This is a genomic window from Streptomyces dioscori (assembly GCF_003024195.1).
GTDB lineage: Bacteria > Actinomycetota > Actinomycetes > Streptomycetales > Streptomycetaceae > Streptomyces > Streptomyces dioscori.
The window spans coordinates 243,708-269,697 of record NZ_KZ679048.1; the positions used below are offsets into that span (position 1 = coordinate 243,708).

The window sequence follows — 25,990 nt, forward strand, 5'->3', positions numbered from 1 at the left end:
AAAAGTCCGTCATTCGCAAGTCCGTCATTCGCAGCGGGGGCCGCCGTGCGCCATCCATATCCGATCAGGGAGATCGCCCGTCAGGCCGGTCTGAGCGAGGCCACGGTCGACCGCGTCCTCAACGACCGCGGCGGCGTTCGGGAAAGCACCGTCATGGAAGTGCGCCAAGCCATCAAGGACCTTGACCGCCAGCGGACCCAGGTACGCATCGGCGGCCGTACGTTCATGATCGATATCGTGATGCAGACGCCGGAGCGGTTCTCCACCGCCGTCCGGGACGCCCTGGAGGCCGAACTGCCCTCCCTGCACCCCGCCGTGGTGCGCTCGCGCTTCCACTTCCGGGAGACCTGCCCCGCCTCCGAGCTGGTCGCGACCCTGGACAAGATCGCCAAGCGCGGCTCGCAGGGCGTGATCCTCAAGGCGCCGGACCTGCCGGAGATCGTCGCCGCCGTCAGCCGGCTGGTCGCGGCGGGCATCCCCGTCGTCACGCTGGTCAGCGACCTGCCCAGCAGCGCGCGCATGGCGTACGTGGGGATCGACAACCGGGCGGCGGGCGCCACCGCCGCCTATCTCATCGGCCAGTGGCTCGGCGACCGGCCCGGCAACGTGCTCGCCACGATCAGCCGGGGCTCCTTCCGCGGCGAGGAGGAGCGGGAGATGGGTTTCCGCAGCGCGATGCGGAGCGCCCAGCCGGGACGTTCCCTGGTGGAGGTCACCGACAGCGACGGGCTGGACGCCACCCAGCGGGACCTCGTGCTGGACGCCCTCAAGCGGGACGAGGACGTCATCGCCGTCTACTCGGCCGGGGGTGGCAACGCGGCGACCCTCGACGCGTTCGGGCTCCTCGGGCGGGAGTGCGCGGTGTTCATCGCCCACGACCTGGATCACGACAACACCGGCTTCCTGAGCGAGGGCCGGCTGTCCGCCGTGCTCCACCACGACCTGCGCCAGGACATGCGGCGCGCCTGCCAGACCATCATGCGCGCGCACAAGGCCCTGCCGGACGAGGGCCCCTTCCTGCCCTCGGCGATCCAGGTGGTCACGCCGTACAACATGCCGCCGGGAGCCCCGCTCACGCCGTCCGCACCCGTCGGTCCGTCCGGGGGCGCCGCTCAGCGGTAGAAGACCCGGACGACCCCGCCGTCTGCATATGTAGACGCTGTCTCTAATATGGAACATCGACGTGTGGCGGGCACAGGACACCACCGCACCCGTGGAGACAAGAGGGTCACGTGCAAGCGCTCATCGCCGGGGTCGACTCCGGTCGCGTCCTGCTGCTCCTGGCCGCCGGTGTCGCCTCCGGGCTCGCCGGTTCCATCGCCGGTCTGGCCTCGCTGTTCAGCTACCCCGCACTCCTCGCCGCGGGCCTGCCGCCCGTGGCGGCCAATGTCACCAACACCGTGGCGCTCTTCTCCAACACCGTGGGAAGCGCGGTGGGAGCCCGGGTGGAACTGCGCGGACAGCGCGCCCGGCTGATCCGGCTGGCCCTCGCGGCGGCACTGGGCGGGGCGATCGGCGCGGCCCTGCTCCTCGGCACACCGTCCTCGACGTTCGAACTGGTCGTGCCGTGGCTCGTGGCCCTGGGCTCGGTACTGATCCTGATCCGTGAGCCCCTGCGACGGGTCACCGCGCGATTCAGCACCGGGCCGGACTCTTCCGTACCCAGGCTCCCGCTGGCCTGTGCCGTGCTGCTGGTCGGTCTGTACGGCGGCTACTTCGGCGCGGCGGCGGGCGTCCTGATGCTCGCCGTGCTCTCCCTGTCCGCGACGGAACCACTGCCCGTGACCAACGCGGTCAAGAACATCGCCACCGGCGCGGCCAACGTCACCGCGGCCGTCGCCTACGCCTTCCTCGCCCCGGTCGACTGGGGCGCGGCCCTCACGCTCGGCGTGGGCTGCTTCGTGGGCGCCTGGATGGGACCCGCGGTCGTACGACGGCTGCCCGAGGCGCCGCTGCGCATCGCGATCGCGCTGGCCGGCTTCGGACTCGCGTGGACGCTGTGGCGGGACGCGACGGCGTCCTGACCGCAGGGGAGCGGCGTCCCGGGGTGGCCGAAGTGGGGCCCGAGTAGACCGGAGCGTCGTTCTAGGGTGGCCGCTGTGACGAACAACAGCACCCCCCTCGCCGTCTTCGACCTCGACGGGACGCTCGCCGACACCGCGCACCGGCAGCGTTTCCTGGAGCAGAAGCCCCGGAACTGGGACGCCTTCTTCGCCGCGGCGCCGCACGACCCACCGCTCGCCGAGGGCGTGGCGCTGGCCCTGGAGCACGCCGAGGAGTGCGAGGTCCTCTATCTGACGGGCCGGCCCGAGCGCTGCCGCAAGGACACGGTGGCCTGGATCGCCGCGCAGGGCCTGCCCGAGGGCCGCGTCCGGATGCGGCGCAACGACGACCGCAGGCCCGCCCGGCGCACCAAGCTGCAGATCCTGCGCGAGCTGGCCCGCGACCGCGAGATCAGGGTGTTCGTGGACGACGACGAGCTGGTGTGCGAGGACGCGGCACGGGCCGGGTTCACCGTCGTACGCGCCCGCTGGGCCGCTGCCTCGGCGGCGCTGAAGGAGGCGCAGGAGCGGGAGGGGCGGACGTGACGGGGCGGACGTGACGTGCGCCGGCCCCTCTCCTTCCGAACGTGTCGGCAGGAGAGGGGCCGGGCGGTGTCACACGCCTGTGCTCGTGCTCGGGCTCGTGCTTGTCGGGTACGGGCAGCCGTCAGGCCGAGTCCTCCAGGCGGAAGCCGACCTTCAGGCCTACCTGGTAATGCTTGACCTGGCCGTTCTCGATCTGCCCGCGCACCTGCGTGACCTCGAACCAGTCGAGGTTGCGCAGGGTCTGCGAGGCCCGGGAGACGCCGTTGCGGATCGCCTGGTCGATGCCCTCGTGCGAGGTTCCGACGATCTCGGTGACCCGGTAGGTGTGGTCGGACATACGGGTGCTCCTCTCCGCCGTGGCCCGTGTGCCACGTGTCGTTCCACGGTGCCCCAGGAGGCGGGGGACCGCGAGATGGGGGCCCGGGGGACGCGGGTTCCGGCGGGCTCAGGTCCGGTGCGGTTCACCGGGCCGTGCTCAGCGAGAGCGCGAACCTCCCCTCGGTGTCCGTCCACCAGTGGGTGAGTTCGAGTCCGGTCGCGGCCAGTTCCGCGCGTACGCCCGCCTCGCGGAACTTCGCCGACACCTCGGTGCGCATCTCCTCGCCCTCGGCGAACTCCACGGCGATGTCGAGCGCCGGGATCTTCACGGTCACGGCCGACAGGGCCCGCAGCCGCATCTCGATCCACTCCTCCTCGGCGTTCCAGCGGGCGACATGACTGAACCCGTCGGGGTCGAAGTCCGCGCCGAGTTCGCGGTTGACGACGCTCAGCACGTTCTTGTTGAACGCGGCCGTCACTCCGGCCGCGTCGTCGTAGGCGGCGACGAGCACCGACTCGTCCTTCACCAGGTCGGTGCCGAGGAGCAGGGCGTCGCCGGGCGACAGCAGGGAACGTACCGACGCCAGGAACGCGGCACGTTCGGCGGGCAGCAGATTGCCGAGCGTGCCGCCCAGGAACGCGACGAGCCGCGGGCCGGGCGTGCCGGGCAGCGTGAGACCCGCGGTGAAGTCGGCGATCAGCGCGTGCACATCGAGCGAGGGCCGCTCGACGGCCAGCGCCTCACCGGCCTGCCTGAGCGCGCTCTCGCTCACGTCCACCGGCACATAGGTGTGCAGGGCAGGCAGTGCGTCGAGCAGGTGCTTCGTCTTCTCGGACGAGCCCGAGCCCAGCTCGACGAGCGTGCGCGCGCCGGTCGCCGCGGCGATCTCCGGCGCCCGCGCGACGAGGATCTCGCGCTCGGCACGGGTCGGGTAGTACTCGGGCAGTGCGGTGATCTTCTCGAAGAGCTCGCTGCCGAGCGCGTCGTAGAACCACTTGGGCGGGAGCGTCTTCGGAGCGCGGGTCAGGCCGTGCAGGACGTCGGCCCGCAGGGCGGCGTCCGTGGCGTCCTCGGGCAGCGTGCGGGTGACCAGGAACGGACTCACGTACGGGGCTCCTTGCTCGGAACGGATGCGCTCGGTACGGACGTGCTCGATGCGGGAGTGCCCGGGACGGAAGCGCCCGGGGCGGAGGCGTTCGCCATGGATGCCATGGACGCCACGGGTGCGTCGATGTCCTTCAGCGGGGTGAGCAGGACGTCCGTGCGGCTCGCGGCGAGCAGCGTGCGGTCCGGCACCTCCTGCCAGTGCGGATCGTCGTCGTACGGCTCGGACGCCACGACGGTGCGCCGGCCGGGCTCGGTCAGGTACCAGAGCGTGTCGCCCCAGGCGGTGGCGGCGATCACCTCGCCGTTGGTGAGCAGCAGGTTGAGGCGTGAGCCGGGAGCCGCCGCCGCCACGTCGAGAACCGTGTCGGCGAGGGCCTGCCCCTCCTCGTCACCGCCCCGCAGCCGGTTCAGGACCAGCGCCCAGACGAGCGCCGAGTCGCAGCGCGCCTCCATCGACAGCAGCTCCGCGGCGGGCAGCGTCCCGGCCAGCGGCGCCAGTGAGCGCGGCCAGCCCGCGATCGCGCCGTTGTGGCTGAACAGCCAGGTGCCCGCGGTGAACGGCGCCGCCGCGGCCTCCCCGTCCGCCCCCGCCAGGGTCGCGTCCCGCACCGCGGCGAGCAGCGCGCCCGAGCGCACCACCCGCGCGAGGTCGGCGAAGGACTGGTCGCCCCAGATCGGCCCGGTACGCCGGTAGCGTCCGGGCACCGGGTCGCCCTGCGCGTACCAGCCGACGCCGAAACCGTCGGCGTTGACGGTCCCGTGCCGCTGGCGCCGGGGTGCCCACGACTGGCGGTACAGGCTGTGGGCCGGGTCCACGAGGAGCCGCCCCAGCGGCTCCTCGGGCCCCAGGTATGCCAGATGACGGCACATCAGACACTGTCCGGACGGGCGTCCCGGGCGGTACGGAACCCGGAGAAGATCTGCCGCCGGACCGGGTAGTCCCAGTTGCGGAACGTCCCCCGGCACGCCACCGCGTCCACGGCGAACGAGCCGCCGCGCAGCACCTTGTGCTCGGACCCGAAGAACACCTCCGAGTACTCCTTGTACGGGAAGGCGTGGAAGCCCGGATAGGGGAGCAGCTCGCTGGACGTCCACTCCCACACGTCACCGATCAACTGCCTTACGCCGAGCGGCGACTGGCCCGCCGGATAGCTGCCGGCCGGGGCGGGGCGCAGATGGCGCTGGCCGAGGTTGGCGTGCTCGGGCGTGGGGTCGGCGTCGCCCCACGGATAGCGGGTCGAGCGGCCCGTCTCCGGGTCGTGCCGCGCGGCCTTCTCCCACTCGGCCTCGCTGGGCAGGCGCCGCCCCGCCCAGCGCGCGTACGCGTCGGCCTCGTACCAGCTGACGTGCAGGACGGGCTCGTCAGCTGGTACGACCTCGGTGGCGCCGAAGCGCCGCCGCAGCCACTGCCCGCCGTCGCGGCGCCAGAACAGCGGCGCATCGATGGAGTGTTCCCGGATGTGGGCCCAGCCCTCCGGCGCCCACCAGCGCCGGTCGGTGTAGCCGCCGTCGGCGATGAACGCCTGGTACGCCTCGTTCGTCACCGGAGTGGTGTCGATGAAGAACGGCGGCACCAGCCGTGCGTGCGCCGGCCGTTCGTTGTCCAGCGCCCACGGCTCGGTGGACGTGCCCATGGTGAACGGGCCGCCCGGGACGAGCACTTCGGCCGGTCCGGTGAACGCGGGTACGGGCATCGGGTCCGGAGCCGTCAGGGCCACCGGGCCCCGGCGGAGCTGATGGGTGATCAGCATGGTCTCGTCGTGCTGCTGTTCGTGCTGGGCGATCATGCCGAAGGCGAACCCGGCCTCGGTGAGCCGGGCGCCGGTTCCTTCGAACGCGGTGCTCTCCAGGATGTCGAGCGCCCGCCCGCGTACCTCGGCCGCGTAGTTACGGGCCTCCGCGGGCGGCAGCAGCGGAAGCGAGGGCCGCTCGGCGCGCGGGTGCTCGAACGCGTCGTACAGGCCGTCGATGTCGGGCCGCAGCGCGTCACGGCCGGCGACCGTCCGCAGCAGCCACAGCTCTTCCTGGTTGCCGATGTGCGCGAGATCCCACACCAGCGGGGACATCAACGGCGAGTGCTGCGCGGTCAGTTCGGGGTCCTCGACGCAGGAGGTCAGCAGTGCCGTGCGCTCGCGGGCCGTGAGCAGCGCCGCCAGCGCACGTTTCCTGAGCGCCTCCGGGTCGTCGAACGTGGTGCCGGTACCGGGGTCGGTCATGGGCGGAAGTCCTTCCCGCTGAGCAGGTGTTCTGTGCCGTGATCTGTGTCGGGTTCCATGCCTTGTTCCGTGCCGTCTTCCGGGCCGCGGCCGGTGATGCGTCCTGCGACCTGTTCGGCGCCCCGTCCTGCGCCCTGTCCTGCGCCGAGGAGCGTGCCGTGGTCCGGATGACCGGAGTCGGCGGCACGGTCGAGCAGGTCGTCGGCGGGGCACCGGCCCCGGGCGACATAGCGGTCGGTGAACTCCGCGACCGCCCGCTGCACCTCTGTGCTCGCGCCGATCCTGGGCAGTGCGTCGGCGGCTGCCGCGAAGCAGGCCAGCGCCGCCTCCCGCAATTCGGGATCGGCCAGGCCCGAGCGGGCGGCGGTCGTCCACAGCGCGTTGAGCGGTGCGGGCAGCGAGCCGGCCCGTTCGGCGAGCGGTTTCACCGTCCGGTAGGCGGTCTCGGCGGCCTCCGGATCGTCGAACAGCGCCGTCGTCACGGCAAGCGGCACGATCCAGCCGTCGTCGCCCGGCTGCGCGTCGATCATGCGCAGCTCCAGATGCCCGCGCGGCCGCACCGGCGGGAACAGGGTCGTCTGGTGGTAGTCGAGATCCTCCCGGCCGGGCGGTGCGTCCGATCGGGTCCACTCCCGGAAACTCAGCCCCTCCGGTACGTCCCAGGGGCCGCTGGGCGCGCGCACGCACATCACCGGCGCGTCCAGGACGTGCTGTGCCCAGGCGGCCCGCGGGTCGCCGTCGAGGGGCGGGGCGCTGGTGCGGCCCGGATCCATCGCGGCCCACAGGGACTGCCGGGTGGAGCGCCAGCCCGTGGGCCGGCCCCGGGCCATCGGGGAATTGGCGAAGGCGCCCACCAGCAGCGCGCCCAGCTGATGGGCCAGCCACCAGCGCCGCCCGAGACCGAGCGGCCCCGGCTCCTCGTACCCGGCGTCCAGGCAGACCTGGACGGAGGCGGAGGAGCACATCATGGCGCGGCCCTCGGGGCCCGCACGGTCGAGACAGGTCTCCATGGCGTCGTAACGCGGCTCATGGAGGAAGCGGGTGGGTTCGTTCCAGGGGTCCTGGCCCAGTCCGTACAGGGCGAGACCCGCCTCACGCAGTACACCGCGTACGGCGTCGAGGTCGGCGGAGACAGAGGCGATGCACTCCATCAGGGAGGCGGCGGGTGCGGAGCTGAGCTCCAGCTGTCCGCCCGGTTCGACGGTGACCGCCGAACTCAGGGGCAGGGCCCGCACTGCGGCGTAGGCCGCTTCGCGACGTTCAGGTGGTACGGGGAGCCGCGGGGAGCGCGGCTCGTGGACGAGCCATTCGAGTTCCACACCGAGGAAGCGAGGCGGTCCGGTCTTGAAGCATATGCCTCGGACCAGTGCCTCCACTTCGGCCTCGGTGACGGCGGAGCGGCGTGGCTCCGTACAGTCACTCACCGAATCGGACATGTCGGGATCCTCCTGAGATTCCATCCATGCCGTCGGGTCCGGCTTCGGATGGGCCGGCCCGACAGACGCTCGTCCCACCCAAGACCCTTGAGTCGGTTCGCACAAGGGTGCGTATCGCCGCTTATGGGTGCGCGAAACTCTGTTGCGACTCCAGACCAGGATCGCTCACCATGCGTTCATGAGCACGACGGGGGATGCGACAGGGGTACCGGGGGAGATCGCGCGGGGCGCGAGCACGGCGCCTACAGGGGTGGCGCCATGAGCGCACGGCTGCGTGCGATCGCACGGCGGACGGAGGAGATCGTCGCGGCGGGTTCGTACCGCGCGTCCGACGGGCGCGAGGTGTCGATCGCCGCGGCGGTGGCCGCCGCCCGGGAAGGCACCCGGATGTACGGCCCGGAGCCGCTGGGGACACCGCGCTCCCTCGGTTCCGTCGGCTCCACGCCCACGTTCTTCGAGGTCACGGGCGAGAGCAGCCTGGAAGCGGCCCGTCGGCTGACCGGTCGGGTCGCGGTGCTGAACTTCTCCTCGGCACGCAATCCCGGCGGGGGCTATCTGAACGGCGCGCAGGCCCAGGAGGAGGCTCTGTGCCGGGCCTCGGCGCTCTACACGTGTGTGGTGGGGGTCCGTGCGTTCTACGACCACCACCGGACGCACCGGGACACCTTCTACACCGATCGGGTGATCCACTCACCGGCGGTCCCGGTCTTCCGTGACGACCGGGGAGCGCTCCTCGACGAGCCGTACACCGCCGGCTTCCTCACGGCCGCCGCACCCAACGCCGGTGTGATCAAGCGCACCATGCCGGAGCGTGTGTCCGAGCTGCCGCGCGCCCTCGCCTCCCGCGCCGAGCGCGTCCTGGAGACGGCCGAGGCGCACGGCTACCGCAGGCTGGTGCTGGGCGCCTGGGGCTGCGGAGTGTTCCAGAACGACCCGGCGCAGGTGGCGAACACCTTCGCCACGCTCCTCGGGGACGGCGGACGCTTCTCCGGCACCTTCGAGCAGGTCGTCTTCGGGGTCCTGGACCGGACGAGGGGAGCGATGGTCAGGACGGCCTTCGAGCAGGCCTTCAGGCCCGTTCAGCGCCAGCCGTAGCGCTCCCGCAGCCGGTGCACCACCAGGTTGAACCGCATCCGGTCCAGCGCGCACGCCTCCCGGCGCATCCCCTTCTCGTGCAGTCGCAGGACCCGGTCCACGTCGACCCACGAGTCGCGTCCGGACCGGTCCCAGGGCCCGCTGCCGATCGGCACCCAGTCCCGGTCGCCGCTGTGCCCCTTGCTGGACAACTGCACGGCGAGGAACGTGTCGGCACCCTCACGGGCGACCACCAGGACCGGCCGGTCCTTGCCCCGCCCGTCGTTCTCCTCGTAGGGCACCCAAGTCCACACGATCTCGCCCGGGTCCGGGTCGCCGTCGTGCGCGGGGGAGTACTCGGTCCGCACGACCCCGACGCGCCGTGGATCGGCCTCGACGGTGGCGGAGGGCCCGAACCGCCCAGGAACATCTTGCTCGGCAGAAGCAGTCACACCACACGTTAACCCGCGCCTCCTCTGACCAGGGACACGGGCAACGGCCTGCCTTCTGCTTCTGCCTGTTGCTTTCAAGGGGCGCGGGGAACTGCGCGCCCAGCCACGACGGACCCGCACCCGTCAACGATGACTCCCCCAACGCCGCCGCTACGACTCCCCGTCCACCACCACCTTCTGCGAACCCGGCGAAGCGCCCGGAGAAGTGAACCCGTTCACAGGAGAACCCTCCGACCCCACCCGCCCGTTCGCGTTCATGGACGCAAGCAACTGCCGGGCAAGCCCGAGCCCCGTCCCACCCATGGTCAGCGCCTTCGTGAACATGTCCGACATCCCCTCGGCCCCGTTCAGCAGCACCATGTGCTCCACGTTCCCGAACGCCCCCGCACCGGCCTTGACGATCTCCGGCCAGTTCTCCGCGAGTTGCTGCGCGACCACGGCCTCCTGGTTCTCGGCCAGGGCGGCGGCCCGCGCCGCGATGGCCTCCGCCTCCGCGAGCCCCTTCGCCCGCGTGGACTCGGCGATCGCCAGCCCCTTGGCCTGCGCGGCGGCGGCCTCCGCCTCACCCGTGGCCCGGGTCGCCGTCGCGGCGGCGGCGCCCCGCGCCTTCGTGGCCTCGGCCTCGGCGCCCGCGGCCGTCTTGACCCGGGTGGCCTCCGCCGCGGCGGCCAGCTCCGTCTCCTTCGCCTTGGCCTGCGCCGCGGAGATCCGCACATCGCGCTCCGCCTCGGCCAGCGTGCGCTTCTCGTACGCCTTCGCGTCCGCGGGCTTGCGGACGTCCGCCTGGAGCTGCTGTTCGCGCCGGTGCGCCTCCAGTTCGGCGACGCGCGTCTCCTGCACCACGACCTCCTGGCGGGCCCCCGCGTCGGCGAGCGGCCCTGCCTGTCGCGACTTGGCCGCCGCGTTGTCGCGCTCCGCCTGGTACCCGGCCTGGAGGATCTCGCTGTCCCGGGTCGCCTCCGCCATCCGCGCGGAGGCCTGCTGTTCGGCCTCGGTGGCCAGCCGGTTGGCCTCGGCCTGCGCGATCCTGGCGTCCCGCTGGACGGCCGCCGCGTGCGGCATGGCCAGGTTCTTGATGTACCCCGTCGGATCCTCGATCTCGTGGATCTGCAGCGAGTCGACGATCAGCCCCAGCTTCTCCATCTCCGTACCGCAAGCGGCACGGGTCTGCCCGGTCAGTTTGCCGCGGTCACGGATCATGTCCTCGACGGTCAACCCGCCGACGATGGACCGCAGATGACCGGCGAACACGTTGTGCACCCGCTCCGACATCAGCTTCTGCTGGTCGAGGAAGCGGCGCCCCGCGTTGGCGATCGACACGAAGTCGTCGCCCACCTTGAAGATGACCACGCCCCGCACCTTGAGCGGAATGCCCTGGTGGGTCACGCAGTCGACGGACAGCTCGGTCTCGTTGAGGTCGAGCGAGAGTTTGCGCACCGCCTGGACGCCCGGCAGCACGAGCGTGCCGCGTCCGGTGACGATACGGAAGCCCATGCCCTCCTCAAGGCCCTCCGTACGGTGCTTCGAACCGGAGATGATCAGCGCTTCGTTGGGCTCCGCGACCCGCCACATGAGCTTGAAGACCACCACGATGAAAACGAGCGCGAGGACCGCTGCCCCCGCCACGACGCCGACGATCATCGGCATTCGCCCCCTGTTGCCTGGTGCCCTGTCGGCACCGAACGAAGGGAGTGTGCGCCCGCGCGGACCTACGGGTACAGAGCCCGACGCGTCCTTGGGACATCCTTGATACGTACTACACGCTCACATGGTCGAAGCGCCCGCGCCGGCTTCAACTGTCGTACGCGGGCGACACGTAGACCGTGCGCGGCGGCAGGTACTCCACCACCATGACGACCGTGCCCGACTCGATGCGGTCCTTCGAGGAGGCGGCGTACGCGAGGAAGTGCTCGGCACCGCCCCGCACCCGGACGATCACCTCGCCGACGAGCCCGGGCCCCACCGTGCCGGTGACCCGTCCCATGAGCCCCACCATCGACGCGTCGTCCATGACGCCAAGCCTACGGGCCCGTGGCCTGCGGGCCGGTGTGCGGACCGAACTCCGTCGCGCCGCCGCCCGTTTCGCGGTCCGTCGCGCGGCCCGGCCACCGCTCGAACCACCGCTGGTCCGCCTCCAGTTGCGCGGCGAGCGAGACGAGGAGCGGCTCGCTGTGCGCGGGACCGAGGAGCTGGGCGCCCACGGGCAGGGTGTCGTCGACGAACCCGGCGGGGACGTTCACCCCGGGCCAGCCCAGCACGTTCCACGGCCAGGCGTACGGACACGCGGCGATCATGGCCCGGTCGGTGCCGAAGCCGCTCAGCCCGTGCAGCGCGCCGATCCGCGGCGCGGGAGCGGCCGTCGTCGGCGCCAGGACCACGTCGTACGTCGTGAAGAGCGCGCCGATCCGCCGGTGCAGCCGTGCCTCGGCGCGCCGGGCGGCCCGCAGCGGGGCCCCGCCGAGCAGCCGGCCGAGCCGGGCCGCCTCACGGGTACGCCGGTCGAGCAGGGCGGGGTCGGGCACGTCCCGCACGCGCTCGGCGAGCCCTGCGGTGGCACGCGGCACGAACGCGAGACCGATCTGCCCGTACGCCGGATCGGCCTCCTCGACCTCGTGCCCGAGCGCGGTCAGCCGCTCCGCGAGGGCGACGACCCGGGCCCGTACGTCGGGGCGCAGGCGCGCGGGCACCGCCGTGAACGGAGGCTTCAGCGACAGCGCGATCCGCAGCCGCCCCGGATCCCGGCCCACCGCGTCCGTCGTACGCAGCGCGGGCGGGCGGTGCAGATCGTGTGCGTGGCTGCCGCTCGCCGCGTCCAGGAGCAGCGCCGCGTCCTCGACGGTACGGGCCAGCGTGCCGTTGACCGTGATGCCGTGGAAGGACTCGGGGCGCGGCCAGGTCGAGATCCGGCCGCGCTGCGGTTTGATGCCGACCAGATGGGTCCAGGACGCGGGGATACGTACTGAGCCGGCCCCGTCCGAGCCCAGCGCGGCGGGAACGAGACCCGCCGCGACGGCGGCGGCAGAACCGCCGGACGAACCGCCCGGGGTGTGACCGGTGTGCCACGGGTTGCGGGTGTCTCCGAAGGCCGGGCCCTCGGTGAAGGGCCACTGTCCCAGCTCGCAGGTGTTGGTCTTGCCGACGATCACGGCCCCGGCCGCGCGCAGCCGGCGTACCGCCTCGCCGTCCTCGGGGACCGGCGGGAACGCGCCGCGGCAGCCGAAGGCCGTCGGCTCGCCCGCCACGTCCATGTCGTCCTTGACCGCCACCGGCACTCCGAGCAGGGGCCGGTGACCGCCGGCCGCCAGTTCCGCGTCGGCGGCGTCGGCCTCGGCGAGCGCGGCCTCGGCGCGCACCAGCCGGAAGGCGTTCAGCGTGCCCTGGGTCGCCGCGACCTTGGCGAGGGCCTCCTCGACGAGCGCCCGCGAGGACACCGAGCCCTCGGCCAGGGCACGGGCGCGCTCCACGAGCCCCGCGGGACGGCCGGACGTCAGGGGAGTCATAGGGGGCTGCCACCTCCGGGAGCTTCCGGGAGCACGATGTCTACCGAACGGTAACCTCCGGATGGCGTAGGCGGTACAAGGCGTGCAACTTCACCCGCGGGCAAGGCGGTTCGCGCAGGCGCCAAGCCTTTCCCGCCACGCCCCGGCTACTCGCGAGGCGTTTCGAACCGTCGCGTACGGCTGTGACGCGCGGCGAGGGCCGCGCGTCACCGGGAGAACTGCAGGTTGTGAGGGTCAGGCGGCGACGGGCGCGGTGGCCTCGCCGTGGATCCGGCCGATGACCTCGGTCAGCTGCGCGGCGACCTCGGCGTCGTCGGAGGGGTGCGTCTCGGCGAAGCGGACGACCGAGCCGGCGATGGAGAGCTTGATGTCCTCAAGAACCTTGGCACCGGCGATACCGGCGGCCTTGCGGGCCTCGTCCTGCGCCCAGACGCCGCCGTACTGGCCGTAGGCGGTGCCGACCACGGCGAGGGGCTTGTCCTTGAGGCCGCTCGCACCGAACGGGCGGGACAGCCAGTCGATGGCGTTCTTCAGGACGGCCGGGATGGTGCCGTTGTACTCGGGCGAGAAGAGCAGGATGGCGTCGGCGCTGCCCGCGGCCTCACGCAGCCGGGCGGCGGCGGCCGGGACGTCGCCCTCGACGTCGATGTCCTCGTTGTAGAAGGGGATGTCGGCCAGGCCCTCGAACAGGTCGACCTCCGCGCCCTCGGGCGCGAGCTTGACGGCGGCCTCGGCGAGCTGGCGGTTGTGCGAGCCGGCGCGAAGGCTGCCGACGAGCGCGAGGATACGAACAGTCATGGGGGGCTCCAAGGAGGATGAAACATTGCCGTTACGATCCGGACCGGGGTCCGTTTAAAGTTCTACCAGTCAAACGGACCACGGTCCAGTTTTCTTCCCCCGGCGTTACGCTGTCTTCATGTCCGCCTCCCTGCCGCCCTTTCCCAAGCCTCAGGAGCCGACCGGCGAGCCTGTTCTCCTGGAACTCACCACCGGTGAGGACGAGCCGTGCCTGCGCGCCGACGCGGCCCGCAACCGCGCCCGGCTGCTGGAGGCGGCCACCCGCCTGGTCGCGGAGCACGGTGCGGCCGGCGTCACGATGGAGGCGGTCGCCGTGGCCGCCGCGGTCGGCAAAGGAACCGTCTTCCGCCGCTTCGGCGACCGCACCGGCCTGCTCATGGCGCTCCTGGACCACTCCGCCAAGCAGCTCCAGGCGGCCTTCCTCAGCGGACCGCCGCCCCTGGGCCCCGGCGCACCGCCGGTCGAGCGGCTGGGGGCGTTCGGACGTGCCGTCCTGCGGCAGACGGTCGAGCAGCTGGATCTGCAACTGGCCGCCCAGCCGGAGCCGGCCCGCCGCCACTCGTTCCCGCCCCAGCGTTTCCTGACCGGCCATGTCACCCTGCTGCTGCGCCAGGCGGCGCCGGACGCGGACTGCGTGCTCCTCGCCCAGACGCTGATGGGGTATCTCGACCCCGCCCTGGTCCACCACCTGACCAAGGAGTGCGGGATGCCGCTGGAGCGGCTGGAGGCGGGCTGGACCGACCTGGTCGCACGCCTGACCCGTACGGAGCCCAACGTCTGACGCGTGCGGAGCCGACCGCCTGACGCGCACGGAGACGATCGCCTGATCCGTACGGAGTCGCACGCCTGATCCGTACGGAACTGCCGTGGCAGGGAAGCGACTTGGGGCGCCCCCCGGCCCCGGGCCCGCGCGGGGCTTCTGCAAGGATGCCGTACCTCATGGTGCAGATACCGAAGACATCCGCCCCTCCGCCGCCCGCGCAGCGCTCCGTGCCCACGAGTGCCGATGTGGCCCGTCTGGCCGGTGTGTCCCGCGCGACCGTCTCCTACGTCCTCAACAACACCAGCGCCGTACGGATCAGCGAGCCCACCCGCCGCCGTGTCCACCAGGCCGCCGAAGAACTCGGGTACGTGCCGCACGCCGCGGCCCGCAGTCTGCGCGCAGGGCACAGCCGCATGGTCCTGATGCCCGCGCCGGACGTGCCCGTGGGCCCGCTCTACAGCCAGTTCCTCAACGAACTCCAGTGGGCGCTCAGCCGCCTCGAATACACCGTCGTGCAGTACGGGGGACTGGGCCTGCGGGGCGACGAGGCGGCCCGCGCCTGGGCCGAGCTGCGGCCGGTCGCCGTACTGGCGCCCGGCGGTGGCCTCGGACCGCGCGGCGTGTCCGTGCTCAAACGCTCCGGTGCCCGGGCCGTGGTCACCCTCGGTCCCGAACGCATCGAGGGCGCGCACGCGCTCCTCATGGACCACCAGGAGGTCGGCCGCAGCGTCGGCGCACACCTGCTCGCCCGTGGCTACCGGCGCGTCGGGGTACTGGTCCCCGAGGATCCCGGTCTGGAGATCTTCTCCAGGCCCCGGCTCGAAGGTGTACGGCAGGCCCTGGCCGGTACGGACGCCACACTGACCGAGGTGCCGCTCGCCTACGACGAAAAGGCCGCGGCCGATCTCGCGGGACGCTGGCGGTCGCTCGGCCTGGACGCCGTCTTCGCGTACAACGACGAGTTCGCGATGCTGATCATGCGTGCGCTGCTGGACGAGGGGATCGGCATCCCGGACGAGACGGCCGTCGTCGGCGCGGACGATCTGATGCTCGGACGGCTGCTGCGGCCGCGGCTGAGCACGGTCCACATCGAGCTGCCGTCCGGGCGGGAACTGGCCGAGCTGGTGGACCGTGCGGTGCGGGAGCCTTCGGCGGAGCCGGAGGCTCGTGTGGTGCTGGGGGCCGAGGTCGTCCACCGGGAATCGAGCTGACGGTTCCCCGGCCGGCCGGGGGCAGCGCCCTGCGGGCTGCTGCCGCCGTACCGCCCGGATGTTCGTCCGCGGCGCGTGGGGGTTGCTCGCGCAGTTCCCCGCGCCCCTGACGGGGCGCTACTCGGCCTGCTTGGCCTGCTGTTCCGCCACCGACTTGCGGACCTCGTCCATGTCCAGCTTGCGGGCCTGGCCGATGACGTCCTCCAGGGCGGCCTCGGGCAGCGCGCCCGGCTGCGAGAAGATCGCGACCTGGTCGCGGATGATCATCAGGGTCGGGATCGACTGGATCTCGAAGGCCGCGGCCAGCTCCGGCTGGGCCTCCGTGTCCACCTTGGCGAACACCAGGTCGGAATTGGCCTCCGCCGCCTTCTCGTAGACCGGGGCGAACTGCCGGCACGGGCCGCACCAGGACGCCCAGAAGTCGATCAGGACGAATTCGTTGTCCGTGACCGTCTGGTCGAAGTTCTCCTTGGTGAGCTCCACGGTGCTGCTCATGGCGTTGATTCCCTCTTCTCGGGGTCGGTGCGTGGCCGTTGTGCACAACGGCACCGACCGGCGCCGTATTCCGCGCGCATACCCGTGTGGCCACGACCCACACCAACGACCAGACTGACCCCATGACGGAAACGGAAACCAACGTGTACGACGTCGTGGTGCTAGGGGCCGGGCCCGTGGGGGAGAACGTCGCCGACCGCGCCCGCGCGGCGGGCCTCTCCGCCGCGATCGTGGAGAGCGAACTGGTCGGCGGCGAGTGCTCGTACTGGGCCTGTATGCCCAGCAAGGCCCTGCTGCGCCCGGTGATCGCCCGCGCGGACGCCCGCAAGGTGCCAGGACTGCGCCAGGCCGTACAGGGCCCCCTCGACGCGGCGGAGGTCCTCGCCCACCGCAACTACTACACCTCGGACTGGAAGGACGACGGCCAGGTCCAGTGGCTCGAAGGCGTCGGCGTCGACCTCTACCGGGGACACGGCAGGCTCGACGGACCGCGCCGGGTCACCGTCGAGGGCCCCGACGGGGAACGGCACGTACTGACCGCCCGGCACGCCGTGGCGGTCAGCACCGGCACCCGGGCCGTCCTGCCGGACCTGCCGGGCATCGACGAGGTCAAGCCCTGGACCAGCCGTGAGGCCACGAGCGCCCAGGCCGTCCCGGGCCGCCTCGTCGTCGTCGGCGGCGGAGTCGTGGGCGTCGAGATGGCCACCGCCTGGCAGGCACTCGGCTCCCAGGTCACGATCCTCGTCCGCGGCAAGGGCCTGCTGCCCCGCATGGAGCCCTTCGCCGGCGAACTGGTCGCCGAGGCGCTCACCGAGGCGGGTGCGGACGTGCGCACCGGCGCCTCGGTCGAGTCGGTGACACGGGAGGGCGGCACGGTCGTCGTCACCACCTCCACGGGCGACCGCATCGAGGCCGACGAGATCCTCTTCGCCACCGGACGTGCCCCGCGCACCGACGACGTCGGCCTGGAGACGGTCGGCCTCACCCCCGGTTCGTGGCTGGAGGTCGACGACAGCCTCCGCGTCACGGGCACCGACTGGCTGTACGGGGTCGGCGACGTCAACCACCGTGCCCTGCTCACCCACCAGGGCAAGTACCAGGCCCGGATCGCGGGCGCGGCCATCGCCGCCCGCGCCGCCGGTGTGCCGCTCCTGGAGACCGACCCCTGGGGCGCGCACTCCGCGACCGCCGACAACGCCGCCGTTCCCCAGGTCGTCTTCACCGACCCGGAGGCCGGCTCCGTGGGCCTCTCCCTCGCCGAGGCCGAGCAGGCCGGCCACCACGTCAGGGCGGTCGACGTCGACCTCTCCACGGTCGCCGGCGCCGGTCTGTACGCCGACGGCTACCGCGGCCGGGCCCGGATGATCGTCGACCTGGACACCGAGACCCTGCGCGGCGTCACCTTCGTCGGCCCCGGCGTCGGCGAACTGATCCACTCCGCCACGGTCGCGGTCGTCGGAGAGGTCCCGGTGAACCGGCTGTGGCACGCGGTCCCGTCCTACCCGACGGTCAGCGAGGTGTGGCTGAGGCTGCTGGAGGCGTACCGCGACAGCAAGTAGCCCAGCCGGGCAGGGGAGTAGCCCGGCCCGGCGGGCAAGTGGTCGGGCCCGGCAGGGAAGTGGTCGGGCCCGGCGGAGAAGCAGCCGGGCCCGACCGTGCGGAAGTGCGCGCTACAGCTCGAAGCCCAGCCCCTTCGCCGCCTCCGCGGGGGTCGGCTGGGCCCACCACCGCCCCATCGCCTCGTTGGAGGACAGCGAGCGCAGTTCGGCCCGGTCGAGATAGAGCGTGCCGTCCAGGTGGTCGGTCTCGTGCTGGACGATCCGGGCCGGCCAGCCCGTGAAGACCTCGTCCACCGGGTTCCCGTGCTCGTCCCGCGCCAGGAGCCGTACCTCCGCGGGCCGCGCCACCACCGCCTGCCAGCCCGGCACGCTCAGACAGCCCTCGAAGAACGCGGCACGCGCGGAGCCCACGGGCTCGTACACCGGGTTGACCAGGACCCGGAAGGGCAGCGGTACCCGGCCGCGAACCTCGCGGATCTCGTCCGGGACGGGTGCCGGGTCCTCGATCACCGCGATCCGCAGCGGGATGCCCACCTGGGGCGCGGCCAGCCCTACCCCCGGCGCCGCGTGCATGGTGTCGCGCAGGGCCGCTACGAAGCGCGCCAGGAGCGAAGGGTCCAGCTGGCCGTCGAACGGCTCGGCCGCGCCGCGCAGCACGGGGTCCCCGGCGGCGACGATCGGCAACGGGCCCGTACGGGAGAGGAGTTCCTCCACTCGGTCGCTGAGGGGCGTGAGGTCATTGGATGATGCCATCGCGCCAGCATGCCAAGCGGAACCCGGGCGTGCGAGGCGGCTCCCTGACGTACGAACAGGCGTGTGACCCACACCACAGGAATCTCCGGGAACTCGACGGGCCCGCCCACCGACTACTGCACCGCACGGCCGAGTACGGCCCCGTCGTCCCCTGCCCGACCGGAGAAGCCAGCCGATGTCCACCGCTCCCACGACCGAGACGGACGAGTCCCCGCAGTCCGCCACCCCCGTCACGCCCAAACGCGGCGGCTGGGCGCCGCTGCGCCCGCTGGTGCTGCGGCTGCACTTCTACGCCGGAGTGCTCGTCGCCCCGTTCCTGCTGGTCGCCGCCACGACCGGGTTCCTCTACGCGGCGTCGTTCCAGGCCGAGAAGATCCTCTACTCGCACGAGATGACCGTCCCGGTCGGCGACGAGAAGCTGCCGATCTCCGAGCAGGTCGCCGCCGCGCGCAAGGCCCACCCGGAGGGGACGGTCGCCGCGGTACGCCCCTCGCCCGAGGACGACGCGACGACCAGGGTGATGCTGTCCGGCGTCTCCGGCATCGGCGAGACCCACACCCTCGCGGTGTTCGTCGACCCGTACACCGCGAAGGTGCGCGGCGCGCTCGAACAGTACGGATCCACCGGAGCGTTGCCGCTGCGCACCTGGATCGACGAGTTCCACGCCAATCTGAAGCTCGGTGACGACGGCCGCCTCTACAGCGAACTCGCCGCCAGCTGGCTGTGGGTGATCGCCGGCGGCGGTCTGGTCCTCTGGTTCGGCCGACGTCGTACGCAGCGCAAGATACGCGGCACCAGCGGGCGCCGGCGCACCCTCGGGCTGCACGGTTCGGTCGGCGTCTGGGCCGCGGTCGGCTTCATCTTCCTCTCGGCGACGGGCCTGACCTGGTCGACGTACGCCGGAGCGAACATCGACGAACTGCGCACCTCGCTGCGCCAGGCGACCCCGTCGGTGTCGGCCGCCGCGGGAGGCGAACACGAGGGCCACGGCTCGGGGTCGGCCGAGGGCGGTGTCGAGCACGGTGTCGGCCTCGACAAGGTGCTGGCCGCAGCGCGGGCCGAGGGACTGGGCGACCCGGTGGAGATCGTGCCGCCCGCGGACGCCGAGTCTGCGTACAAGGTCAGCCAGGTCCAGCGCAGCTGGCCCACCAAGCAGGACGCGGTCGCGGTCGACCCGGCGACCGGCGAGGTGACCGACACCGTGCGGTTCGCCGACTACCCGGTCCTGGCGAAACTCACCCGCTGGGGCATCGACGCGCACACCGGTGTCCTCTTCGGCATCGTCAACCAACTGGTGCTGATGGCGCTGGCCCTCAGCCTCATCCTGCTGATCCTGTGGGGCTACCGCATGTGGTGGCAGCGGGGCCGCGCCTCGGCCTTCGGCCGCCCCATCCCGCGCGGCGCCTGGCAGCAGGTGCCCGCGCACATCCTCGTCCCACTGATGGCGGGCATCGCCGTCCTCGGGTACTTCGTACCCCTGCTCGGCATCTCGCTGGCCGCCTTCATCGCGGTGGACGTGATCCTCGGCGAGATCGCCTACCGGCGGGGCAAACGCACGTACGGCCCCTCGAAGGAAGCCGTCAAGGGGACGCAGCGGGAGACCGAGAAGGAGTCGGCCAAGTAGGGGACCGGGGCCCCGGGCGGCCAAGGGCCACCCGGGGTGCTCCGCTCAGAGGGAGTCGAAATCTCCCGCGAGCGCGGAGGCGAGCCGCAGGTGCGACTCGGCCTCGTCGTCGCGGCCCTGACGCTGGAGCGTCCGGCCGAGCATGAGACGGGCGTAGTGCTCGACGGGGTCGTTCTCGACGAGGACGCGCAGTTCGGCCTCCGCCCGGCTCAGCTGCGCCGAGTGGTAGTACGCGCGGGCCAGCAGCAGGCGGAGGCCCGACTCCTGCGGCACCTCCTCGACCAGGGCGTCGAGGACGCGCGCCGAGGCGGCGTACTCCTTGGCGTCGAAGAACATCCGGGCGCGTTCCCAGCGCTCCGCGGCCGTCCCGTGGTCGTAATAGGTCGTGTCCACGTCTGTGACCTCCTCTGTTTCTTTCGACGGCCAGAACCGCACGGTGTTGTTGAATATTCCACGACCTGTCCGGTGGTGACTCCGGTGGTGACTCCGGAGGTGAATCAGGTGGCGAACCGGCGGCCTCCCCGGCGCGTGCGCCGGTTCTCGGTCAAGCGGCTGCCGGCCGGCGGGGGGACGGCATGACGGAGGGTCCTCCACGGGGCTAGGTTGTGGGCCATGAGCAATCTTGATCGCGAAGCCGTTCCCGCTCTGTGCGGCGGCCGGGGTTTTGTGGTGGCGGAGCCGGTACGTGAACTCCTCAGCCCCCGCCGGGTCAAGCTCGGCGAGTCCAGCGAAGTCCGGCGCCTGCTGCCCAATCTGGGCCGGCGCATGGTGGGCGCCTGGTGCTTCGTCGATCACTACGGCCCCGACGACATCGCCGAAGAGCCCGGCATGCAGGTACCGCCGCATCCGCACATGGGCCTGCAGACCGTCAGCTGGCTGCACGAGGGTGAGGTGCTGCACCGCGACTCCACGGGCAGCCTGCAGACGATCCGCCCGCGCGAACTGGGCCTCATGACCTCCGGCCGGGCCATCAGCCACTCCGAGGAGAGCCCCAGGTCGCACGCCCGCTTCCTGCACGGCGCGCAGTTGTGGGTGGCCCTGCCCGACAGCGACCGCCACACCGACCCGCGCTTCGAACACCACAGCGAGCTGCCCGTCGTGACGGCGCCCGGCCTCAGGGCCACGATCGTCCTGGGCGGTGTCGACGGCGCCGCCTCGCCCGGCACGACGTACACGCCGATCGTCGGCGCCGATCTGGCCCTAGTCCAGGGCGCGGACGTACGCCTGCCGCTGGAGCCGGACTTCGAGTACGCCGTGCTGTCCATGTCCGGCGAGGCCCACGTGGACGGCGTACCGCTGCTCCCCGGCTCCATGCTCTACCTCGGCTGCGGCCGCACCGAACTGCCCCTGCGGGCCGAGTCGGACGCGGGCCTGATGCTCCTCGGCGGCGAGCCGTTCGACGAGGAGCTGGTCATGTGGTGGAACTTCATCGGACGGTCCAACGAGGATATCGCGCAGGCCCGTTCGGACTGGATGGAGAGTTCGCGCTTCGGTGAGGTGAAGGGCTATGACGGGAACCGGCTCGACGCCCCGAACTTGCCGCCTGGGCCGCTGAAAGCGCGGGGACGGGTGCGCTGAGCAGTGCAGATGCTGCGACTGTTGTCGGCGTATGACGCGTAATCAGATGAGTCTGCTGATGATTGCCGTGATGTGCTGAGGGCGATCTCGGCTCGGTCCGGTAGGTGCTGCTGATGTTGGACTGTGCAAGGCTCGTGTAACGAGGCCTGGCCATGTGATGTCGCCCTTCTGCTGCGCGTCAGCATCGCAGTCGTTTGTCGGGAGCGGACAGTTGTGGCAACGAGGTTGTGACCGGCGATTTAGTGGTGTACGTCGCCGGCAAGATCCCATCGTCCAAAGGCAATGCCGTTGCAATAGCTCGTGGGCGTACGCTGCTGTGCATTGCTCCCGGGGGAGGTGCGGGTGTCTGCAGACGTCGGTGAGTTATCGGGCTTGGGCCTGCTGACCTGGGCGTATCCGTCCGGGTTGGTAGATCGTGTGGTGGCCGCGTGCGGTCGTGAGGACCAGCGCAGACGCTTGCTGCCGGCCCGGCGAACGAGGCTGCCTTCGGCCGCCCCGGCAACAGCCGCGGCCACGACAAGTCCGGCTTTCCCCAGGTGCGGATGGCCTGTCTGATCGAGGTGGGCACTCACCTCGTCCTGGACGCCGAGCCGGCCGGCTGCCGCACCGGTGAAGTCACCCTGGTCGGCCGCCTGCCCCGCTCCTGCGGCCCGGGCCAGCTCCTCCTGGCCGACCGGGAATTCCTCGGCGTGCAGTTGTGGCGGGCCTTCACCACCAGCGGCGCCGATCTGCTGTGGCGGGTGCCCGCCAACCGCGTCCTGCCCGTCGAGCGGCAGTTGAGGGACGGCTCCTGGATCTCCCGCATCCACGCTCAGACCGATCGCGCTCACACCGATCCCGTCGTGGTGCGGGTGGTGGCCTACCAGCTCAACGGCACTGGCCGTGAGGGTGAGGACTACCGGCTGGCCACCAGCCTGCTCGACGCCCGCCGCTATCCCGCCCGCCAGTTGGCCGCGCTCTACCAAGAGCGCTGGGAGGCGAAAGCCGTCTTCACCGAGCTCAAGAACCATCAACGCGGGACCCGCGTCGTCCTCAGCAGGAAAACCCCCGATGGCGTCCTGCAACAGATCCGGGCACATCTGCTGGTCCACCACGCGCTGCGCGAGCTGATGGTGAGAACCGCCGCCACCCGCGGCCTGCTTGCCGACCGGATCTCCTTCACCGAGACCCTGTGCTCCGCCCGGCGCAGCGTGACCCTCACGCCTAGCAGTTTTCCCCCCTGACCTGCTGGTCCGAACACTCGTCGTGCTCCAGCAGGACCTGCTCGAACGTCTCCTGCCACGCGGACGCCTGCGCAGCCAGCCCCGCGTTGTCAAACGCAAGATGTCCAACTACTGGCTCAAACGGGCCGACCACCACACCTGGCCCCAGCCCACCCGCACCGGCACCCGAGCCATCCACATCAAACACACCCGTAAAGCAACGGCATTGCGCTCAAAGGCTCACCTGGCGGGCGCAGGGCCGTACAGCTGTGCCGGGTCGCCGGCCAGGGCCGCCTTGACGAAGCGGCTGGGGTCGTCGACCAGCACTTCGAGGGAGTCGCTCTGCACACCGTCAAGGCTGGCACGTGCGACGTCGACGGGATCGATCTTGGGGGCGTTGCTGCCCGCCATCATGTCGGTGTCCGCTGCCCCCAGGTGGACACCCTGGACAAGGGTCTTCTGTCCGGCGAGCTCGACGCGTACGCCGTTGGTCATGTTCCACTCGGCGGCTTTGGCGACGGAGTAGGAGCCCGAACCGTGGGGGGTGGCGACCCATGACAGTACGGAGAGGACGTTCACGATCGCTCCGCCGCCGTGGGTGGCCAGGACCGGAGCGAAGGCGCGGATGACGCGGAGCGTGCCGAAAAGATGCGTCTCCAGTTCCCGCCGGACGCCGTCCAGGTCGTCGGTCAGCAGGCTGGCTCCCGTGGCAATGCCAGCGTTGTTGACCAGCAGTGTCACATCCTGTGCGATGGCGGCCGCATCCGTGATCGACTTCTCGTCGAGGAGGTCCAGGTACAGCGGGCTGACGCGGGAGTCGGATGCGGTGATCGTCTCCGGGCTGCGGGCAGCCGCGTAGACCCTCTCGGCTCCGCGGGCCAGCAATTCGTCAACGAAGCGCCGGCCGATGCCCCGGTTGGCTCCGGTCACGAGCGCGGTGGAACCAGCGATGTCCATGATCATCCTTTCGTCGGGCGGAGGGCAGCGATTACTCCCGCCCTCCGCGCCTACGCTAGAACTTGACGCCAACGTCAAAGGCAAATCGGGCACCGCAGAGCAAGGAACGAGTCACAGTGCGTATCGGAGAGCTGGCCGACCGGGCCTGTGTCAGTACGCGCGCATTGCGCTACTACGAGGAGCAGGGTCTGCTGCATTCCTCGCGCACGGCAGGAGGACAGCGTGTCTACCCGCAGACGGCGGAGGACCGTGTACGGCTGATCCGCGAGCTCTACGCAGCCGGGCTCACCAGCCGCATGATCGCCACACTCCTGCCGGCCATCGATGCACGCCACGTCGGTCCCGAGTTGCTGGGGCGCTTGCTCGAAGAACGTGCCCGCACGACGGCGAAGGTCGCCGAGTTGCAGGCGGCGGGCCAACGCCTCGACGTCTTGATCGCCCTCGCCACGCACCCGGACTCCGACTCGTGTCCAGCCACACTCGACCAGGCAGCCGCAACAAGTCCCGCCCCGTAGACGTCCTTCTCATGCCAGGAAGCCATGCGGTCGACGGCGCGGGAGCCTCGTGCGTCGCGAGAGCCGATCCCGTCACCCGATCAGTGGCCACGCTGAGAACGCTCAGCGCCTGGTTCTATCCTCCGCTGAACGTCACGGATGAACTGGGAGTCAGGCTGTGCAGATCGCAGGGGTAGACCTGTATGTGAATCACCCGGTGATGGCGCTCGGTTCGACCGAGTGGATCCCCACCACACTGGCCCTCGATGGTGCTCCTGCCGCTGCGTGCGACACGCACCTCATCGTTCGGGTGCAGGCCCAGGTTGCGCTGGTCAAGGTTCGAGTCTTTCAAGATCATGGTGACGCGGATGACCACGGAAGTGACAGAGAGCCTCTGACCACCGTGTTCGACGGGCATCTTCTGCTGAGTGACGGTCGGCTCGTAGTGGGGGATGTCGTGGGCGAGAGCCGATTCACCACTTCCCTGCTCGGGAAGCCAGGTAGGCGGCGGGTTCGGGTCTCGGTCGACGATCCGCATGGATGGGCTCGCGCGGTGGACGTCGTCATCAGCGCCGAGACAGCGTGACAGCGCCGTGTATCGGCTCGAATGATCTTCGAACCAGGTGGCTCACGGGTGGATTCGCCGGACGTGGGGGCGGCTTTCGTCTTGGTCATGTGCACCGACCAAGGTGCACATGACCAAGACGAAGGCCGTGAGGGTGAGTTTTCTGCCAGACACCGGTCCCGGGGAAGCGTTCGCGAGAGCGTCACGCTTCCGGGAGGACCTATTCGACTGCCTGACCGCGCGCGGGGACGAACTGTTCGACCTCGCCGACGCGTTGCTGCGCGGACGGTCCGGTGACGGCACCGGTGGACCTGACGCTGGTGGCCGAGCACCGGCGCGGGCACGGCGCGATGTACGACGCGCTGAACAGCGGGAACATCGACGTGCCCCGGTTGCGGCAGGTACTGGCCGGCCTGCCGATGCCGCAGGCCGCCGACTGGCGCCTGGTCCCCGCGGTCGACGTGAGCAACTGGCTGCGCCCGGACGCCCCGACCAGCGCGGAGCGTCTGTTCTGCCATGTCTACGGCCGCAGCGGACGTCCTCTGACCAGTTCGTCCCCGGCTGGCCGTACTCCTTCGTCGCCGCGCTGGAGTCGGGCCGCACGTCCTGGTGCCAGCTCCTGGACGCCGTCCGTCTCGGGCCCGAGGACGACGTCGCCGAGGTCGCCGCCGCGCGGGTCCGCCGGGTGGTCACCGACCTGATCGAGATGGGCCGATGGCACGCGGCTGACCGCGACATCCTGGTCGTCTTCGACGCCGGATACGACGCCCCGCGCATGGCCCACTTCCTGGCCGGTCTCCGGTCGAGATCCTGGGGCGGATGCGCACGGACCGGGTCATGCGTCGCCCGGCACCCTCCCGCAAGGAGTACTACCTGGCCCATCCCCGCGGCGGCCACCCGCCCAAGCGCGGCGGGGAGTTCCGCTTCCCCAAGCCCGAGACCTGGGGCGAGCCCGACGCCGCGGCCACGCAGGTCACCGACCGGTACGGCACCGCCCGCGCGACGGCCTGGGACCGCATCCACCCCCGCCTGACCACCCGCTCCGTATGGATCGACCACACCGGCGAGCTCTCCGTCATCGAGGGCACACTGATCCGCCTCCAGGTCGACCGCCTGCCCGGCGGAGGCGACCCGCTGCCCCTGTGACTGGGGTCGTCGGCCACCGCCCTGAGCGGCAAGGACGTCGATGTCCGCTGACAGGCGTTCCTGCGGCGCTTCGACCTGGAGCAGCACACCTTCCGGCTGATGAAGCAAACCCTGGGCTGGACTCGGCGGAAACTCCGTACCCCCGAGGCCGGT

At 71.3% G+C, this 25,990-nt stretch carries 27 protein-coding genes and 1 pseudogene; 14 read left to right on the forward strand and 14 right to left on the reverse strand.

The annotated features are described in order from the left end of the window. Positions 1–45 precede the first annotated feature (45 nt). The 3 genes from C6Y14_RS26930 to C6Y14_RS26940 all read left to right on the forward strand — a co-directional run bounded on the left by C6Y14_RS26930 (position 46) and on the right by C6Y14_RS26940 (position 2,588). Positions 46–1,122 (forward strand): LacI family DNA-binding transcriptional regulator, encoded by a 1,077-nt coding sequence (locus C6Y14_RS26930; RefSeq protein WP_107019414.1) that lies wholly within the window; start codon positions 46–48, stop codon positions 1,120–1,122. Positions 1,123–1,232: 110 nt separating this feature from the next. After that, positions 1,233–2,024, forward strand: a complete 792-nt coding sequence (locus tag C6Y14_RS26935) for a sulfite exporter TauE/SafE family protein (protein ID WP_225891299.1) — start codon at positions 1,233–1,235, stop codon at positions 2,022–2,024. 75 nt (positions 2,025–2,099) lie between these two features. Continuing rightward, complete coding sequence (locus tag C6Y14_RS26940; RefSeq protein WP_107019415.1) at positions 2,100–2,588, forward strand: phosphatase domain-containing protein; 489 nt, start codon at positions 2,100–2,102, stop codon at positions 2,586–2,588. Between the two features lie 121 nt (positions 2,589–2,709). Here the strand turns inward: C6Y14_RS26940 and C6Y14_RS26945 are convergent, their stop codons facing one another. The 5 genes from C6Y14_RS26945 to egtA form a co-directional block, all read right to left on the reverse strand. Further along, positions 2,710–2,925, reverse strand: a complete 216-nt coding sequence (locus tag C6Y14_RS26945; RefSeq protein WP_107019416.1) for a dodecin — start codon at positions 2,923–2,925, stop codon at positions 2,710–2,712. Between the two features lie 124 nt (positions 2,926–3,049). Beyond that, a complete protein-coding gene (gene egtD, locus C6Y14_RS26950) occupies positions 3,050–4,012 on the reverse strand; it encodes an L-histidine N(alpha)-methyltransferase (RefSeq protein ID WP_107019417.1) in 963 nt (320 codons plus the stop codon). Beyond that, positions 4,009–4,884, reverse strand: a complete 876-nt coding sequence (gene egtC / locus C6Y14_RS26955) for an ergothioneine biosynthesis protein EgtC (RefSeq protein ID WP_107019418.1) — start codon at positions 4,882–4,884, stop codon at positions 4,009–4,011. The genes egtD and egtC overlap by 4 nt, the downstream gene beginning before the upstream one ends. Then, the gene (gene egtB / locus C6Y14_RS26960; protein ID WP_107019419.1) at positions 4,884–6,230 is read right to left on the reverse strand and encodes an ergothioneine biosynthesis protein EgtB; all 1,347 of its coding nucleotides are present in this window, start codon (positions 6,228–6,230) and stop codon (positions 4,884–4,886) included. The genes egtC and egtB overlap by 1 nt, the downstream gene beginning before the upstream one ends. Next, positions 6,227–7,666 carry an ergothioneine biosynthesis glutamate--cysteine ligase EgtA gene (gene egtA, locus C6Y14_RS26965; RefSeq protein ID WP_107019420.1) on the reverse strand — a complete coding sequence of 480 codons (1,440 nt, stop codon included), beginning with the start codon at positions 7,664–7,666 and terminating at the stop codon, positions 6,227–6,229. Before egtA ends, egtB begins: the two co-directional genes overlap by 4 nt. A 258-nt stretch (positions 7,667–7,924) precedes the next feature. Here egtA and C6Y14_RS26970 point away from each other — a divergent pair, with 258 nt between their 5' ends. Beyond that, positions 7,925–8,761, forward strand: coding sequence for a TIGR02452 family protein (locus C6Y14_RS26970; protein WP_107019421.1), 837 nt, complete (start codon positions 7,925–7,927; stop codon positions 8,759–8,761). Here C6Y14_RS26970 and C6Y14_RS26975 read toward each other — a convergent pair. The 5 genes from C6Y14_RS26975 to C6Y14_RS26995 all read right to left on the reverse strand — a co-directional run bounded on the left by C6Y14_RS26975 (position 8,746) and on the right by C6Y14_RS26995 (position 13,490). Beyond that, a complete protein-coding gene (locus tag C6Y14_RS26975) occupies positions 8,746–9,192 on the reverse strand; it encodes a type II toxin-antitoxin system PemK/MazF family toxin (RefSeq protein WP_107019422.1) in 447 nt (148 codons plus the stop codon). The genes C6Y14_RS26970 and C6Y14_RS26975 overlap by 16 nt on opposite strands. A gap of 150 nt (positions 9,193–9,342) precedes the next feature. Next, positions 9,343–10,839 (reverse strand): flotillin family protein, encoded by a 1,497-nt coding sequence (locus C6Y14_RS26980; RefSeq protein ID WP_107019423.1) that lies wholly within the window; start codon positions 10,837–10,839, stop codon positions 9,343–9,345. A 145-nt stretch (positions 10,840–10,984) separates the two neighbouring features. Further along, entirely contained in the window at positions 10,985–11,203 is a 219-nt protein-coding gene (locus C6Y14_RS26985) for a hypothetical protein (protein ID WP_199854866.1), read from the reverse strand. 10 nt (positions 11,204–11,213) lie between these two features. Further along, a complete protein-coding gene (locus C6Y14_RS26990) occupies positions 11,214–12,692 on the reverse strand; it encodes an amidase (protein WP_225891300.1) in 1,479 nt (492 codons plus the stop codon). A gap of 234 nt (positions 12,693–12,926) precedes the next feature. Continuing rightward, on the reverse strand, positions 12,927–13,490 hold the full coding sequence (locus C6Y14_RS26995; RefSeq protein WP_107019425.1) for an NAD(P)H-dependent oxidoreductase: 564 nt from the start codon (positions 13,488–13,490) through the stop codon (positions 12,927–12,929). A gap of 118 nt (positions 13,491–13,608) precedes the next feature. Here C6Y14_RS26995 and C6Y14_RS27000 point away from each other — a divergent pair, with 118 nt between their 5' ends. Next, positions 13,609–14,271 (forward strand): TetR/AcrR family transcriptional regulator, encoded by a 663-nt coding sequence (locus C6Y14_RS27000; RefSeq protein ID WP_107019426.1) that lies wholly within the window; start codon positions 13,609–13,611, stop codon positions 14,269–14,271. Between the two features lie 158 nt (positions 14,272–14,429). After that, positions 14,430–15,464 carry a LacI family DNA-binding transcriptional regulator gene (locus C6Y14_RS27005; protein WP_107019427.1) on the forward strand — a complete coding sequence of 345 codons (1,035 nt, stop codon included), beginning with the start codon at positions 14,430–14,432 and terminating at the stop codon, positions 15,462–15,464. A 117-nt stretch (positions 15,465–15,581) separates the two neighbouring features. Here the strand turns inward: C6Y14_RS27005 and trxA are convergent, their stop codons facing one another. Beyond that, positions 15,582–15,968 carry a thioredoxin gene (gene trxA / locus C6Y14_RS27010; RefSeq protein WP_263973099.1) on the reverse strand — a complete coding sequence of 129 codons (387 nt, stop codon included), beginning with the start codon at positions 15,966–15,968 and terminating at the stop codon, positions 15,582–15,584. 113 nt (positions 15,969–16,081) lie between these two features. Here trxA and C6Y14_RS27015 point away from each other — a divergent pair, with 113 nt between their 5' ends. Then, a complete protein-coding gene (locus C6Y14_RS27015; protein WP_107019429.1) occupies positions 16,082–17,518 on the forward strand; it encodes a dihydrolipoyl dehydrogenase family protein in 1,437 nt (478 codons plus the stop codon). 111 nt (positions 17,519–17,629) lie between these two features. Here the strand turns inward: C6Y14_RS27015 and C6Y14_RS27020 are convergent, their stop codons facing one another. Further along, a complete protein-coding gene (locus C6Y14_RS27020) occupies positions 17,630–18,271 on the reverse strand; it encodes a peptide deformylase (RefSeq protein WP_107019430.1) in 642 nt (213 codons plus the stop codon). 175 nt (positions 18,272–18,446) lie between these two features. Between C6Y14_RS27020 and C6Y14_RS27025 the strand changes: the two genes are divergently transcribed. Next, positions 18,447–19,895 carry a PepSY-associated TM helix domain-containing protein gene (locus tag C6Y14_RS27025; protein WP_107019431.1) on the forward strand — a complete coding sequence of 483 codons (1,449 nt, stop codon included), beginning with the start codon at positions 18,447–18,449 and terminating at the stop codon, positions 19,893–19,895. Between the two features lie 45 nt (positions 19,896–19,940). Here the strand turns inward: C6Y14_RS27025 and C6Y14_RS27030 are convergent, their stop codons facing one another. Continuing rightward, a complete protein-coding gene (locus tag C6Y14_RS27030) occupies positions 19,941–20,288 on the reverse strand; it encodes a tetratricopeptide repeat protein (protein ID WP_107019432.1) in 348 nt (115 codons plus the stop codon). 219 nt (positions 20,289–20,507) lie between these two features. On the opposite strand from C6Y14_RS27030, the gene C6Y14_RS27035 reads away from it, so the two are divergent. Then, the gene (locus C6Y14_RS27035) at positions 20,508–21,473 is read left to right on the forward strand and encodes a pirin family protein (protein ID WP_107019433.1); all 966 of its coding nucleotides are present in this window, start codon (positions 20,508–20,510) and stop codon (positions 21,471–21,473) included. Between the two features lie 473 nt (positions 21,474–21,946). Beyond that, positions 21,947–22,696 (forward strand): annotated as a pseudogene (locus C6Y14_RS27045) (IS4 family transposase); the annotation flags it as partial. Positions 22,697–22,915: 219 nt separating this feature from the next. Here the strand turns inward: C6Y14_RS27045 and C6Y14_RS27050 are convergent. Next, positions 22,916–23,632 carry an SDR family oxidoreductase gene (locus tag C6Y14_RS27050; RefSeq protein WP_107019436.1) on the reverse strand — a complete coding sequence of 239 codons (717 nt, stop codon included), beginning with the start codon at positions 23,630–23,632 and terminating at the stop codon, positions 22,916–22,918. Positions 23,633–23,748: 116 nt separating this feature from the next. Between C6Y14_RS27050 and C6Y14_RS27055 the strand changes: the two genes are divergently transcribed. From C6Y14_RS27055 to C6Y14_RS45210, 4 genes are all read left to right on the forward strand, one after another. Then, the gene (locus tag C6Y14_RS27055) at positions 23,749–24,147 is read left to right on the forward strand and encodes a MerR family transcriptional regulator (RefSeq protein WP_107019437.1); all 399 of its coding nucleotides are present in this window, start codon (positions 23,749–23,751) and stop codon (positions 24,145–24,147) included. 157 nt (positions 24,148–24,304) lie between these two features. After that, complete coding sequence (locus C6Y14_RS27060) at positions 24,305–24,712, forward strand: hypothetical protein (protein ID WP_107019438.1); 408 nt, start codon at positions 24,305–24,307, stop codon at positions 24,710–24,712. Between the two features lie 272 nt (positions 24,713–24,984). After that, positions 24,985–25,392, forward strand: coding sequence for a transposase (locus tag C6Y14_RS45205; RefSeq protein ID WP_225891301.1), 408 nt, complete (start codon positions 24,985–24,987; stop codon positions 25,390–25,392). Positions 25,393–25,528: 136 nt separating this feature from the next. After that, entirely contained in the window at positions 25,529–25,837 is a 309-nt protein-coding gene (locus C6Y14_RS45210) for a hypothetical protein (RefSeq protein WP_263973097.1), read from the forward strand. Positions 25,838–25,990: the final 153 nt, after the last annotated feature.